The organism is Burkholderia reimsis (assembly GCF_003294055.1).
Classification (GTDB): Bacteria; Pseudomonadota; Gammaproteobacteria; order Burkholderiales; family Burkholderiaceae; genus Burkholderia; species Burkholderia cepacia.
The window spans coordinates 1-13,209 of the sequence record NZ_QMFZ01000040.1 but is presented as its reverse complement, the minus strand read 5'-3'; the positions used below and the strand labels follow the sequence as shown (position 1 = coordinate 13,209).

Sequence of the window (13,209 nt, the reverse complement as noted above, 5' to 3'; positions counted from 1 at the left end):
CACCGGCAACCGCGCCGGCCGCGCCGCTCAAAACGGCTTGATCACGACCAGCGCGACCGCCGCGAGCATGCCGAGCACCGGCAGCTCGTTGAACACGCGATACCACTTGTCGGTGCGACGGTTCTCGCCACGCTCGAACACCCGCAGCAGGTGCCCGCAATAGGCGTGATAGACGATGAGCAGCAGCACGACCGTCACCTTCGCGTGGATCCAGCCCTGCCCCTGCCCGATGCCGATCGAAAGCCACAGCCACAGCCCGCAGGCCAGCGCCGGCACCGCGATCATCGTCATGAAGCGGAACAGCTTGCGCGCCATCAGCAACAGGCGCCGCACGGCGGCCGGATCGGTTTCCATCGCCAGGTTCACGTAGATGCGCGGCAGGTAGAAGAGCCCCGCGAACCACGCGGCGATCAGTACGATATGGAACGTCTTGACCCAGAGCATCGCCATCGGTTGTGTGCCTCGCTTGTTATTGGCGGCCTTCGCCGTGCCCGAGCACGACGTACTTCAGCGACGTCAGCCCTTCCAGGCCGACGGGGCCGCGTGCGTGCAGCTTGTCGTTCGAGATGCCGATTTCCGCGCCGAGGCCGAATTCGAAACCGTCCGCGAAACGCGTCGACGCGTTGACCATCACGCTCGCCGAATCGACTTCGCGCAGGAACCGCATCGCGCGGTCGTGATCCTCGGTGACGATCGCATCCGTGTGATGCGAGCCGTAATGGTTGATGTGCTCGATCGCGGCATCGAGGCCGTCGACGACCTTGATCGCGAGCACCGGCGCGAGATACTCGGTGTGCCAGTCTTCCTCGGTGGCATCGACGAGCGGGCCGACGCCCGCATCGGCGAGCACCGCGCGCGCGGCCGCATCGACGCGCAGCTCGACCTGCTTGTCGCGATACAGCTTGCCGAGCGGCGGCAGCAGCTTCGCCGCGACACCGCTCGCGACGAGCAGCGTCTCCATCGTGTTGCAGGTGCCGTAGCGGTGCGTCTTCGCGTTGTCGCAGACGGTCAGCGCCTTGCCGAGGTCGGCGCGATCGTCGACGTACACGTGGCAAATGCCGTCGAGGTGCTTGATCATCGGCACGCGCGCCTCGTTGATCAGGCGCTCGATCAGGCTCTTGCCGCCGCGCGGCACGATCACGTCGACGTATTCGGTCATCGTGATCAGCTTGCCGACCGCCGCGCGATCGGCCGTCGCGACGACCTGCACCGCGTCCTGCGGCAGGCCGGCGGCTTCGAGCCCTTCGCCGATCAGCTTCGCGAGCGCCGCGTTCGATTCGAGCGCTTCGGAGCCGCCGCGCAGGATCGTCGCGTTGCCCGACTTCAGGCAAAGCGCGGCTGCGTCGATCGTCACGTTCGGGCGCGACTCGTAGATGATGCCGATCACGCCAAGCGGCACCCGCATTTGGCCCACCTGGATTCCGCTCGGGCGGTACTTGAGGTTGCCGATCTCGCCGATCGGATCGGCCAGCGACGCCACCTGGCGCAAGCCCTCGACCATCGTCTTCAGCGCCTTGTCCGACAGCGTCAGGCGATCGACGAACGCTGCATCGAGCCCCTTTTCACGGGCACGGGCGACATCGCGGGCATTTGCGTCCTTCAGTGCCTGCGCGTCGCGTTCGATCGCGCGCGCCACGGCGTCGAGTGCCGCGTTCTTCGCGGCCGTGCTGGCGCGCGCCATCGCGCGGGAAGCGTGCCGGGCGCGACGGCCCAGGTCGGTCATGTACTGATCGATATCCATCGTGTGACTCGAGAAGCGCGCCGCGCTGGGCGGCATGAATTCGTGGGGAAGCGTGGACGGCGGCCGGAGAGCCGCGCCCGTGATCGAAACATTGTATGCGGGTTGCGCAGCGCGCGCTGAAGGCCCGGACGGGACTTAGCGTCGCACGCGACCCGCGGTCAGCGGTCGCTCGCCGCGGGCACCGGCCACCGTCATCGCGAGCTGGAACAGCCCGTCCCACGGATCGGGCGGCGGTTCGTCCTGCGTGCGGCGGCCCGGCACGACGGCCGTGAGCCCCTTGACCTGCCGGTCGAGCTTCGCGGCAAACGCGAGTGCCTTCTCGAGCACGGCTTCCGACACGCGGTTCAGCGCGGGGCCGATCAGCCGCTCGCGCGGCCCCCATACGCGGTTCTCGCGCAGCAACGTTGCCAGCGGCTTGCCGGCCGTCGTGCCGCGCTTGATCCGCAGCAGCGTGCGCAGTTCCTCGACGACGGCCCACATCACCAGCACGATCGCCTCGCCCTCGCCCTTCAGCCCGTCGATCATCCGCGCGAGCCGCGCGGCGTCGCCGGCGAGCATCGCTTCGTTCAGCTTGAAGACGTCGTAACGCGCGACGTTCAGCACCGCGTCGTGCACCTGTTCGAACGACAGCGCGCCCTGCGGATACAGCAGCCCGAGCTTCTGGATTTCCTGGTGCGCGGCGAGCAGGTTGCCTTCGACGCGCTCGGCGATGAACTGCAGCGCGCGCCGCCCGTCCTCGCCGGGCGCGGCGCGCTGGCCCTGCATCGCGAGACGCTGGCCGATCCAGTTCGGCAGTTGCGCGCGGTCGACCGGATCGATCTTCAGCGCGACGCCGCCGTTCTGCAGCGCGGTAAACCAGGCGGATTTCTGCGTGGCCGCGTCGAGGCGCGGCAACGTGACGAGCATCAGCGCGTCGGGGTTGGGCGTGGCCGCGAGCGTCTTCAGTGCGTCGGCGCCTTCCTTGCCGGGCTTGCCCGACGGAATGCGCAGCTCGATCAGCTGGCGCTCGCCGAACAGCGACATCGCCTGGGTCGCGCCGAGCAGCACGCTCCAGTCGAAACCGCGCTCGACCGTATGCACCGAACGCTCGGTGAAGCCGGCCGCGCGTGCGGCCGCACGAATGCGGTCGCACGCCTCCTGCGCGAGCAGCGGCTCGTCGCCGTACACGGTATAGAGCCCGGCCAACCCCTTCGCGAGGTGCGGCTCCAGTGCATCAAGTCGCAATTGCATCGGTGCGTATGCCGTCGATCAGAGCGGCGGCGGCGGCAACGGCGCGCGCGGCGCGACGCCCGGCACCACGTCTTCCGGCGCCGGTGTCAGCGAGTGGACGATCGCGAGACGCCGCATCAGCTGGTCGACCGCGTCGTTCTGCATGTCGCCGTACAGGATGTCGGCTTCCTGCGCCTTCGCGTTCGTGTACTGGTCGCTGTACGTCATCGCGCGATTCAGCGCGATCGCGCTCGGCGGGATCAGCACGGTGCCGTCCTTGCTCGTGAGCGTGTAGGTCAGCGTATAGAACAGTGCGTATTCCTGCGCCGAGCCGTACTTGTTGAGCGTCAGCGTATTCTGCCCGCGCGACTCCGACATGCGCAGCACGGCGTCGGCGTCGTCCGCCGACTTGACGATCTTCGTGTCGCTGCCGGCCTCGACGAGGCGCACGAAGCGCGCCTCGACCGGCGCCGGCGCGCCGACGATCAGCAGGTGCTTGAACGCGTAGTCCTGCTGGCCGCGCAACTGGAAGCCGCATGCCGACAGCGCGACCGCGCTGCCGACGGCGAGCATCAAAAACGATCTGCGGATCACCTTCGCTCCTTCTGTGTGCGCCCGACGGCCGGCGGCCGTCAGACGACGATGTTCACGAGGCGGCCCGGCACGACGACGATCTTCTTCGCCGGCTTGCCGTCGCTGAACTTCGCGAACGCTTCGTCGGCCACCGCCGCAGCTTCGATCGCCTCGCGGCTCGCGTCCTTCGCGACCTTCAGCGCGCCGCGCACCTTGCCGTTCACTTGCAGCACGAGTTCGATCTCGGCCTGCTCGAGCGCGGCCTCGTCGACCTTCGGCCACGGTGCGTCGAGCAGCGGGCCGAATTCGTCCGCATAGCCGAGCGCCTTCCACAGCTCGAACGTGACGTGCGGCACGACCGGGTACAGCACGCGCAGCAGCACGCCGTACGTTTCGCGCAGCACGCCGGGCGTCGCGCCCTTCGCGCCGTCGATCGCGTTCAGCATCTTCATCGCGGCCGACACGACCGTGTTGTACTGCAGGCGCTGGTAATCGAAATCGGCCTGCTTCAGCACGCTGTAGATTTCGCGGCGCAGCGCCTTGTCGGCTTCGCCGAGCGCGGCCGCATCGAAGCCCGCGCGCGCGGCGAGCGCTTCACGGTTCGTCGCACCGAAGCTCCACACGCGACGCAGGAAGCGGCTCGCGCCCTCGACGCCCGCACCCGACCACTCGAGCTGCTGCTCGGGCGGCGCGGCGAACATCGTGAACAGGCGCGCGGTGTCGGCGCCGTACTGGTCGATCAGCACCTGCGGATCGACACCGTTGTTCTTCGACTTCGACATCTTCTCGATGCCGCCGAGCACGACCGGCTGGCCGTCCGTGTTCAGCGTCGCGCCGACCGGGCGGCCCTTGTCGTCGTGCGTGACCGTCACGTCGGCCGGGTTGTACCACGTCTTCTTGCCGGAAGCGTCTTCACGGTAGAACGTCTCGTTCAGCACCATCCCCTGCGTGAGCAGGTTCTTCGCCGGCTCGCCGAACTTCACGAGGCCGAGGTCGCGCATCACCTTGGTCCAGAAGCGCGAATACAGCAGGTGCAGGATCGCGTGCTCGATGCCGCCGATGTACTGATCCATCGGCATCCAGTAGTCGGTGCGCGCGTCGACCATCGTATCGGCGTCCGGCGCCGTGTAGCGCGAGAAGTACCACGACGAATCGACGAAGGTGTCCATCGTGTCGGTTTCGCGCTTCGCGGCCGCGCCGCACTTCGGGCACGAACAGTTCAGGAACGCTTCCGACTTCGCGAGCGGGTTGCCCGAGCCGTCCGGCACGAGGTCTTCCGGCAGCACGACGGGCAGATCCTGCTCGGGCACCGGCACGTCGCCGCACGACGGGCAGTGGATGATCGGGATCGGCGTGCCCCAGTAGCGCTGGCGCGACACGCCCCAGTCGCGCAGGCGCCACGTGACCTGCTTGTCGCCGAAACCGCCGGCGTTCAGGTCGGCCGCGACCGCGTCGACGGCTTCCGTGTAGCGCAGGCCGTCGTACTTGCCGCTGTTCACGCAGACCGCGGTTTCCTTGTCGCCGTACCACTCCTGCCATGCGTCGAGCGAGTACTGCTGGCCTTCGGCCGAGATCACCTGCCGGATCGGCAGGTCGTATTTCTTCGCGAACGCGAAATCGCGCTCGTCGTGGCCCGGCACGCCCATCACCGCGCCTTCGCCATAGCTCATCAGCACGTAGTTGCCGATCCACACCTCGACCGGCTCGCCGGTCAGCGGGTGCTTGACCGAGAAGCCCGTCGCGACGCCCTTCTTCTCCATCGTCGCGACGTCGGCCTCGGCGACCCCGCCGCGCTTGCATTCGTCGATGAACGCGAGCAGCTCGGGCTTGTCCTGCGCGAGGCGCGTGGCCAGCGGATGCTCGGCCGCGATCGCGCAGAACGTGACGCCCATGATGGTATCGGCGCGGGTCGTGAACACGCGCAGCAGCTTCTTCTCGCCGTCGAGTTCGTACGGGAAGCCGAAGTTCACGCCGAAGCTCTTGCCGATCCAGTTCTGCTGCATGATCTTCACGCGCTCGGGCCAGCCGAGGCCGTCGAGGTCGTTCAGCAGCTCATCCGCGTACTGCGTGATGCGCAGGTAGTACATCGGGATCTCGCGCTTCTCGACGAGCGCGCCCGAGCGCCAGCCGCGGCCGTCGATCACCTGCTCGTTCGCGAGCACGGTCTGGTCGACCGGGTCCCAGTTCACGGTGCCCGTCTTCTTGTACGCGATGCCCTTCTCGAGCATCTTCAGGAACAGCCACTGGTTCCACTTGTAGTAGTCCGGCTTGCACGTCGCGATCTCGCGCGACCAGTCGATCGCGAGGCCCATCGACTGCATCTGGCCCTTCATGTAGTCGATGTTGTCGTAGGTCCACTTCGCGGGCGGCACGCCGTTCGCCATCGCGGCGTTCTCGGCCGGCATCCCGAACGCGTCCCAGCCCATCGGCATCAGCGTGTTGTAGCCGTTCATCCGCAGATAGCGATACATCACGTCGTTGATCGTGTAGTTGCGCACGTGACCCATGTGCAGCTTGCCGGACGGGTACGGCAGCATCGACACGCAGTAGAACTTCGGCTTCTGCGAATCTTCCTGCGTCTTGTAGGCATCGGCTGCGCGCCAGTCGCCCTGGGCGGCGGCTTCGACGTCGGCGGGTACGTATCTCTCGTGCATGGTGTGGTTCGGACTAGGCTTTAAGCGGCGCGACGGCGCGCGCAGGAGTGGATCGAAAATCGTGCTTGCCCGGCGGACCTGCAGGTTCGCTGTTGCCGGACCTGTTCACGGTTTCCGGGAATTTTCCGGGCAACCCGCGGCATGCCCGGGTAGCCTGGAAAATTCCGGGTTACCTGAAAAGAGCCTGCCAACCGGGAAAAACGTTGATTATACCGCCCGCGCCGGCCCATTCGACCGGTCTTGCTGCGTGCGGCCCGATCCCGTGCCAGGGACGGGCCCGCCGCTCCGCTCAGCGGTTGGCCGGCACGGCAGGCGCTGCCGCGGCACCGCCCGCCTGCGGCGGCACGTCGGTCACGAAGCCGATCCGCGTGAGGCCGGCGGCCTGCGCGGCGCCCATCACCTGCGCAATCACGTCGTAGCGGGTCGCGCGCGACGCGCGCAGCCGCAGCTCGGGCGGCGCACCGCCCGCGGCGGCGGCCCGGAAGCGCGCGGGCAGCGCGTCGAGCGCCACCGGCGCGTCGTCCCAGTACAGCTTGCCCGCGTCGTCGATCGACAAGGTGACGGATTGCGGCGTGTCGCGCGCGACGCTGGCCGCGACCTTCGGCAGGTCGAGCCGGATCGCATGCGTCATCAGCGGCGCGGTGATGATGAAAATGACGAGCAGCACCAGCATCACGTCGATCAGCGGCGTCATGTTGATCTCCGCCATCGGCGCGGACGTCTTGTGGTGCTCGAGTCCGCCGAATGCCATGGTCGCTCCTCCGGAATGGACGCGTCAGGCTTCCTGCGCGCACACGAACACGTGCAGGTCGCGCGCGAAACCGTCGAGTTCCTCGGCGAGCTGCCGCACGAGCCGCCCGAGGATGTTGTAGGCCAGTACCGCGGGAATCGCGACCACGAGCCCGAACGCGGTCATGATCAGCGCCTCGCCGACCGGCCCCGCGACGTTCTCGATCTGCGCCTGCCCGCTCGCGGCGATGCTGCCGAGCGCGTGATAGATACCCCACACGGTGCCGAGCAGCCCGACGAACGGCGCGGTGCTGCCGATCGACGCGAGCAGCACCTGGCCGAACTCGAGGCGCCGCTGCGAGCGCAGCATCGCGTGCCGCAACGCACGCAGCACGCGTTCGCCGCGCTCGACGCGCGCGGCCAGCGCGGCCGGGTCGTGGTCGTCGGCCGCATCGCGCGCGGCTTCGGCGAGCGGCACGAACACGCGCTCGCGATCGGCGCCGGCGAGCGCGGTGATGCCCGCGTCGAGCGACGGCGCGCGCCAGAACGCGGCGAGCGCGCGCGGCCCCTGCCGCTTCGCGCGGACCAGCAGCCAGGCTTTCATGAGGAGGAAGCACCAGCTGGCGACGGACATCGCCAGCAGTACATAGGCGACGGCATGCGTGATCGCATCGCCGCTTTCGAGGTAGTGGACAACGCCGGTGGGTATCGCCATCGGAGTTTCCCCGTGGGGTCAGCGCAGGCCGAGCACGTCCTGCATGTCGAACAGGCCGGCGCCGCGCGCCGACAGGAAGCGGACCGCGCGCAGCGCGCCCTGCGCATACGACACGCGGCTCGACGACTTGTGCGTGATCTCGATGCGCTCGCCGATCCCGGCGAACAGCACGGTGTGATCGCCGACGATGTCGCCGCCGCGCACCGCCGCGAAGCCGATCGACGACGGATCGCGTTCGCCCGTCACGCCGTGGCGGCCGTACACCGCGCAATCGTCGAGCGAGCGCCCGAGCGCGCCGGCGACCGCTTCGCCCATCATCAGCGCGGTGCCCGACGGCGCGTCGACCTTGTGGCGGTGATGCGCCTCGATGATCTCGATGTCGTAGCCGTGCGAGAAGTGCTTCGCCGCGAATTCGAGCAGCTTCAGCGTGACGTTCACGCCGACGCTCATGTTCGCCGCGAACACGATGCCGATCTTGCCCGCCGCGGCCTGCAGCCCGGCCTTCTGCTCGGCGGTGAAGCCGGTCGTGCCGATCACGAGCTTCACGTCGTGGCGCAGCGCGGCCTCGATATGGGCCATCGTGCCTTCCGGACGCGTGAAGTCGATCAGGTAGTCGGCCTGCGCGAACACGGCGTCGAGATCGGCGGTCAGCCTGACCCCGGTTTCCTTGCCGAGGAACGCGCCGGCGTCCTGGCCGAGGAACGGCGAATCGGCGCGGTCGAGCGCGCCGACGAGCTGCGCGTCGGAATCGTTGAGAACGGCTTCGATCAGCATCCGGCCCATACGGCCCGATGCGCCGGCAATCGCAATCTTCATGGCTTTCTACACGACAGGTCTAAAGGCGGGCGGCGCATGCCGCCCTGTTTCCGCGCGCGGGCTTATTGCGCCGGCGCGGTGAGCGGCTGGTTCTGCAGCGTGTCGGAACCTTGCGGGCCGACCGGCGGCGACGCCTCGTTCGACGCGTTCGGCGGCGGCGGACGATGGAACTGGAACTGCGGCTGGATCGCCGGAACCGCGCCCGGCGGCTGGCCGCCCGGCACCGGCGCACCGCCGGAAGCCTGCGTGGACGGCGTGAACCGCCGCGCGGCCGAGCCCTGGCCCGACACCTGGTTGGTCGCGCGGTTCGCCGCGCGGGCGGCCTGCGCGTTCGCATCCTGGTCGACCACCGCACCGGACGCCGGCACGGTGGACGGGCTCGCGACCGTCTCCGGCGCCGGCGCGCTCGCCGCCTGCGCGGCGCTCGCGGCGGCGGCAGCCTCGGCGGCCTTCTTCGCCGCTGCGGCCGCCTTCGCCTTCTTGCCGCCACGGTCGCCGTCGATGTCGGCCAGCAGGTCGAGTTCCGAAGGCAGGTTGTCCGCCCCCGTCCAGCCCGCGACGCGATCGCCCGAGAACGTCACGACGAGATCGCGCTGCTGGACGACCGCCGTCGAGCCGCGCTTGAAGTAGAAGAGGTAATCCCAGCGGTCGGCGTGGAACATGTCCGCCAGCAGCGGGGTGCCGAGCAGCGCGCGTACCTGCTCGCGCGACATGCCGACCTGCAGCTGCGAGGCTTTCTCCTGCGACACGAAGTTGCCTTGCACGACGGTGATCCGGTAGGGGGTGATGCTCTGCGCGATGCGCTGCGTCACGCTGTCGTACGACGAACAACCAGCCAGCGCGGCAACGGCGGCGGCAGCGATGATGACACTCCGCATGCGGCTCCTCTGAAAGTGCGAAAGAGATTCTGGAATCATTTCCCTCACCGTGCAGGCCCGCGTCGCAGGCCGCGCGTGTTTCTGGAACGGCGAAAAGCCGGTAACATTGAAGCCCTGCATTGTACTCTAGGGATGCCTAGCCATGACCAATCCGACGGATCTCAAGAATATCGGGCTAAAGGCCACCCTACCGCGCCTCAAGATTCTCGAGATCTTCCAGCAAAGCCCGGTGCGCCACCTGACCGCAGAAGACGTCTACCGGAACCTGCTCAACGAGCAGCTCGACATCGGGCTTGCCACCGTCTACCGCGTGCTGACGCAGTTCGAGCAGGCCGGCCTGCTGTCGCGCAGCAACTTCGAATCCGGCAAGGCCGTGTTCGAACTGAACGAAGGCTCGCACCACGACCACCTCGTGTGCCTCGATTGCGGCCGGGTCGAGGAATTCTTCGACGCCGAGATCGAAAGCCGCCAGCAGGCGATCGCGAAGGAGCGCGGCTTCCGGCTCCAGGAGCACTCGCTGGCGATGTACGGTTCCTGCACGACCGAGAACTGCCCGCACCGCAAGCACTGAGATCCACCGCGCACGCGGCGCATGCAACACGGCCCGGACGGCGATTCGCCTTCCGGGCCGTCTTCTTTTCGGGATACGCAAGAGGCGCCCCGGGGAAACCGGCGGTGCGCCGACGCTCCAAGGGCGGGCCCGCCCAGGCTTTCGCACACCCTTCGCGCTGCCTGCCCGGCCGGCCCCGGGTGACATCAGGCCGCCGGAGGGGCCCGCCTGCCCGCCTTCGTCATGCCGCGCCCGCGCAGGCCGGCTCGAACTCGAGCGCCCATGCGTGCTCGAGCGGGATTTCATCGCAGTTCGGCTGCGGGCCGCCGCGATCGACGATCACGAAATCGCTGACCGCATCCAGCGCGAGCAGCGGATGGTGCCAGACGCCCTTCGCATAGTTCACGCCCTGCCAGCCTTCCGCGAGGAACGCGCGCATCGCGTCGGGCCGGAACTCGCCGGCCGGCGCGACGACGATCGCGTAACGCGACACCGCCGCGAGCGGGATGAACGCCTGGCTGCCATGCGGATGGCGCTCCATCAGCGTGACCGCAACCGGCAGCGCACGCGGCTGCGCGCGGAATACGCTGACGAGCGGGCGGCCGCCGTCCGCGCACACGTCGATCGTCGCGAGATCGTGGAAGCGCTCGGTCGTGCCGCCGTTGATCGGGAAATGGCGCGCGCCTTCGAGCGCGATCACGTCGCCGAACGGCGCGAACGCTTCGCGGGTCAGGCGCTCGACGCGCAGGATACGGGATCCGCTCATGCCGTTGCCCTCCTTCAAGCCGGCTCGCCCCACAGACGCAGGCGCGACACGCCGCCGTCCGGGAAGATGTTGAAACGCACGTGCGTGACGGGGCCGAGCGCCGCAAGCTGGTCGAACGTGTGGACGTGGTCCATCGACAGCTTCTGCTCGCCGAGCAGTTCGGCCCAGAACATCGCCTGCGTGACGAGCGAGTCGTCGGTGCCGCCCGCCACCCTCGCGGCCTGCAGCGAGCAGCGGTCGGGGAAATTGCCCTTGAAGAACGCGGTATCGACCTCGACGCGCCGGATGATGCCCGGCCGCGCGAGCGCGACGATCGCCCAGTCGTTGCCGGGCTCGCGGCGGCGCCGCGTTTCCCAGCCGTCGCCCATGTTCGCGCCGCGCCCCGGCATCAGCATCTGCGATGCCGGGCCGAAGTGCTGGTTGTTTGCGGCCACCAGGTAACCGCCGTTCTCGATCGCCGCGAGGTCGACGAGCTCGCCGGCCGGCACCTGGCGCCAGTCGCGCTGCGGCTGGCCGTACACGCGCAACCGCGCGAGGCCGCCGTCCGGGTACAGGTTCACGCGCAGGTGCGTATACGGTTGCGCATCGTCGACGCTCACGTAGTGATGCGAATTGCCCTGCAGCGTCGTCGCCGGGACGATCGTGCGCCACTCGGCGTTGTCGGACGGCGTGTCGCCTTCGGCGACGCACGCGTCGATCGACGCGGCCGGCGGAAAGTTGCCGGTGAAATGGCTCGTGTCGAGGTCGACGCCGTGGATCACGCCCGGCCGCGCGAGCCGCACCACGCAGAAGTCGTGGCCGGTCGTGCGCTTGCGGCGCGTTTCCCAGCCGTCCATCCACTTGCCGTGGTCGTCGTACTTGCCGGGGATGAACACGGCCGGCTCGGGATTCAGCATGCGCTCCTTCGGCGCGAAGAACTCGTCGCTGGCAAAGAGCGCCTGCGCCCCGAGGCGCGGGTCGGCGAGGTTCATGTAGCGCCGCGTAAACACCGGCGCATCCGGATCGAGGATGGGGGCTGCCATGTCGTCTCCTGTAGTTTGATGAAGGGCCGGCGCATCGAGGCGCCGGCCACATGAATGCCAAGTGCGCGGGGCGGCCTGGGGCAAAGCCGCCCGCGCGGGGTCGCGCTCAGAGCGCGTGAGCCTGGTCGCCGGCAACCGGTGCCGCGCGGTCTTCCTCTTCGGCCGGCACGTAGCGCAGCTCGCGGTTCAGCACGCGCTTCGCGCGGGCCCGGTCGATGTCGTTCTCCCACACCGCGACGACCACCGTCGCGACGCAGTTGCCGATCAGGTTGGTCAGCGCACGGGCGATGCCGACGAACCAGTCGACCGGCAGGATCAGCACGAGGCCGAGCACGGGAATCGCGGGGATCGCCGACAGCGTCGCCGCGAGGATCACGATCGCCGAGCCCGGGATCCCGTGCGCGCCCTTCGACGTGACGAGCGACACGAGCAGCACGACGATCAGGTCGTGCGTCGACAGCGGCGTGTTGGTGGCCTGTGCGATGAACAGCACGGCGAGCGTCAGGTAGATCGAGAAGCCGTCGAGGTTGAACGAATAGCCGGTCGGGATCACGAGGCCGACCGTCGAATCCTTCACGCCCATGTATTCGAGCTTGCGCATCACCTGCGGCAGCACCGCGTCCGACGACGCCGTGCCGAGCACGATCGACAGTTCCTCGCGCAGGTAGCGGATCAGCTTGAACACCGAGAAACCCGCGAGCCGCATCACCACGCCGAGCACGACCGTGACGAACACGAAGCAGCTCAGGTAGAACACCGCGACCAGGTAGCCGAGCTGCTTGAGCGACGCGACGCCGTACTTGCCGGTCGTGAACGCGATCGCGCCGAGCACGCCGAGCGGCGCGAGCTTGATGATGAAGCCGATGATCCGGAAGAACACGTGCGACAGTTCCTCGATCAGCGAGTTGACGCGTTGCGCCTTGTCGCCGAGCAGCGACAGCGCGGAACCGAACAGCACCGCGAACACGAGGATCTGCAGGATGTCGCCCTTCGCGAACGCGTCGATCGCGGTCTCGGGGATGATCTTCATCAGGTAGCCGGCCGTGTCCTTCAGGCTCTCGGCGTTCTTCGCGTACGACGCGAGCGACGACGCGTCGAGCGAGCGCAGGTCGATGTTCATCCCGACGCCCGGGCGCGTGACCCACGCGAGCACGAGGCCGATGCCGAGCGCGAGCGTCGTCATCACCTCGAAGTAGATGACGGCCTTCAGGCCGACCCGGCCGACCTTCTTCAGGTCGCCCGCGTTCGCCATCCCGCTGACCACGACGCAGAACACGATCGGCCCGATCACCATCTTGATGAGCTTCAGGAAGCCGTCGCCGAGCGGTCGCAACGACTCGGCGAAATGCGGGAAGAACGCGCCCAGCGCGATCCCCAGGATAAGTGCGACGACTACCCGGCCAAACAGCGAATTAAGGAATTTCGACACGGCGCTCTCCCGATCCAACGGTTGCAGTTTCGTCTGTTCATACTGGTAAGACCAGTGATGTTATGGTGGATAGTAGGAAGCCGATATAGTGGCGTCAAGGACGGACAAAATAGGGATTTCCCACCCC

13 protein-coding genes are annotated in these 13,209 nt (G+C 68.1%); 1 reads left to right on the top strand and 12 read right to left on the bottom strand.

Going from position 1 to position 13,209, the window contains the following annotated elements; translation table 11 throughout:
• Nucleotides 1-27: 27 nt before the first annotated feature.
• From DPV79_RS33280 to DPV79_RS33240, 9 genes are all read right to left on the bottom strand, one after another.
• A complete protein-coding gene (locus DPV79_RS33280; RefSeq protein ID WP_011350935.1) occupies nucleotides 28-450 on the bottom strand; it encodes a CopD family protein in 423 nt (140 codons plus the stop codon).
• A gap of 19 nt (nucleotides 451-469) precedes the next feature.
• Nucleotides 470-1,741 carry a glutamate-5-semialdehyde dehydrogenase gene (locus tag DPV79_RS33275; protein ID WP_059484648.1) on the bottom strand — a complete coding sequence of 424 codons (1,272 nt, stop codon included), beginning with the start codon at nucleotides 1,739-1,741 and terminating at the stop codon, nucleotides 470-472.
• Nucleotides 1,742-1,876: 135 nt separating this feature from the next.
• Nucleotides 1,877-2,971 (bottom strand): DNA polymerase III subunit delta, encoded by a 1,095-nt coding sequence (gene holA, locus DPV79_RS33270; protein ID WP_113047439.1) that lies wholly within the window; start codon nucleotides 2,969-2,971, stop codon nucleotides 1,877-1,879.
• Between the two features lie 18 nt (nucleotides 2,972-2,989).
• Nucleotides 2,990-3,544 (bottom strand): LPS-assembly lipoprotein LptE, encoded by a 555-nt coding sequence (locus DPV79_RS33265; RefSeq protein ID WP_021158794.1) that lies wholly within the window; start codon nucleotides 3,542-3,544, stop codon nucleotides 2,990-2,992.
• 38 nt (nucleotides 3,545-3,582) lie between these two features.
• Nucleotides 3,583-6,177, bottom strand: coding sequence for a leucine--tRNA ligase (gene leuS, locus DPV79_RS33260; protein WP_113047438.1), 2,595 nt, complete (start codon nucleotides 6,175-6,177; stop codon nucleotides 3,583-3,585).
• Nucleotides 6,178-6,466: 289 nt separating this feature from the next.
• Nucleotides 6,467-6,928 (bottom strand): ExbD/TolR family protein, encoded by a 462-nt coding sequence (locus DPV79_RS33255; protein ID WP_059484611.1) that lies wholly within the window; start codon nucleotides 6,926-6,928, stop codon nucleotides 6,467-6,469.
• Nucleotides 6,929-6,952: 24 nt separating this feature from the next.
• Nucleotides 6,953-7,621 carry a MotA/TolQ/ExbB proton channel family protein gene (locus DPV79_RS33250; protein ID WP_111941391.1) on the bottom strand — a complete coding sequence of 223 codons (669 nt, stop codon included), beginning with the start codon at nucleotides 7,619-7,621 and terminating at the stop codon, nucleotides 6,953-6,955.
• An 18-nt stretch (nucleotides 7,622-7,639) separates the two neighbouring features.
• Nucleotides 7,640-8,437, bottom strand: coding sequence for a 4-hydroxy-tetrahydrodipicolinate reductase (dapB, locus tag DPV79_RS33245; RefSeq protein WP_021159286.1), 798 nt, complete (start codon nucleotides 8,435-8,437; stop codon nucleotides 7,640-7,642).
• 62 nt (nucleotides 8,438-8,499) lie between these two features.
• On the bottom strand, nucleotides 8,500-9,315 hold the full coding sequence (locus DPV79_RS33240) for an outer membrane protein assembly factor BamE (RefSeq protein ID WP_027788389.1): 816 nt from the start codon (nucleotides 9,313-9,315) through the stop codon (nucleotides 8,500-8,502).
• 142 nt (nucleotides 9,316-9,457) lie between these two features.
• On the opposite strand from DPV79_RS33240, the gene fur reads away from it, so the two are divergent.
• A complete protein-coding gene (gene fur / locus DPV79_RS33235; RefSeq protein ID WP_006400349.1) occupies nucleotides 9,458-9,886 on the top strand; it encodes a ferric iron uptake transcriptional regulator in 429 nt (142 codons plus the stop codon).
• Between the two features lie 220 nt (nucleotides 9,887-10,106).
• On the opposite strand, the gene DPV79_RS33230 is transcribed toward fur, so the two are convergent.
• From DPV79_RS33230 to DPV79_RS33220, 3 genes are all read right to left on the bottom strand, one after another.
• The gene (locus DPV79_RS33230; protein WP_021159284.1) at nucleotides 10,107-10,631 is read right to left on the bottom strand and encodes an ureidoglycolate lyase; all 525 of its coding nucleotides are present in this window, start codon (nucleotides 10,629-10,631) and stop codon (nucleotides 10,107-10,109) included.
• A gap of 14 nt (nucleotides 10,632-10,645) precedes the next feature.
• Complete coding sequence (gene alc / locus DPV79_RS33225) at nucleotides 10,646-11,653, bottom strand: allantoicase (RefSeq protein ID WP_113047437.1); 1,008 nt, start codon at nucleotides 11,651-11,653, stop codon at nucleotides 10,646-10,648.
• A gap of 106 nt (nucleotides 11,654-11,759) precedes the next feature.
• Nucleotides 11,760-13,082, bottom strand: a complete 1,323-nt coding sequence (locus tag DPV79_RS33220) for a C4-dicarboxylate transporter DctA (RefSeq protein WP_060157109.1) — start codon at nucleotides 13,080-13,082, stop codon at nucleotides 11,760-11,762.
• Between the last annotated feature and the right edge of the window lie 127 nt (nucleotides 13,083-13,209).

What these genes read in the sequence shown, in the direction of transcription:
- DPV79_RS33280 (WP_011350935.1), bottom strand. Translation starts at nt 450, where the DNA reads ATGGCGATGCTCTGGGTCAAGACGTTCCATATCGTACTGATCGCCGCG.
- DPV79_RS33275 (WP_059484648.1), bottom strand. Translation starts at nt 1,741, where the DNA reads ATGGATATCGATCAGTACATGACCGACCTGGGCCGTCGCGCCCGGCAC.
- holA (WP_113047439.1), bottom strand. Translation starts at nt 2,971, where the DNA reads ATGCAATTGCGACTTGATGCACTGGAGCCGCACCTCGCGAAGGGGTTG.
- leuS (WP_113047438.1), bottom strand. Translation starts at nt 6,177, where the DNA reads ATGCACGAGAGATACGTACCCGCCGACGTCGAAGCCGCCGCCCAGGGC.
- DPV79_RS33255 (WP_059484611.1), bottom strand. Translation starts at nt 6,928, where the DNA reads ATGGCATTCGGCGGACTCGAGCACCACAAGACGTCCGCGCCGATGGCG.
- DPV79_RS33250 (WP_111941391.1), bottom strand. Translation starts at nt 7,621, where the DNA reads ATGGCGATACCCACCGGCGTTGTCCACTACCTCGAAAGCGGCGATGCG.
- dapB (WP_021159286.1), bottom strand. Translation starts at nt 8,437, where the DNA reads ATGAAGATTGCGATTGCCGGCGCATCGGGCCGTATGGGCCGGATGCTG.
- DPV79_RS33240 (WP_027788389.1), bottom strand. Translation starts at nt 9,315, where the DNA reads ATGCGGAGTGTCATCATCGCTGCCGCCGCCGTTGCCGCGCTGGCTGGT.
- fur (WP_006400349.1), top strand. Translation starts at nt 9,458, where the DNA reads ATGACCAATCCGACGGATCTCAAGAATATCGGGCTAAAGGCCACCCTA.
- DPV79_RS33230 (WP_021159284.1), bottom strand. Translation starts at nt 10,631, where the DNA reads ATGAGCGGATCCCGTATCCTGCGCGTCGAGCGCCTGACCCGCGAAGCG.
- alc (WP_113047437.1), bottom strand. Translation starts at nt 11,653, where the DNA reads ATGGCAGCCCCCATCCTCGATCCGGATGCGCCGGTGTTTACGCGGCGC.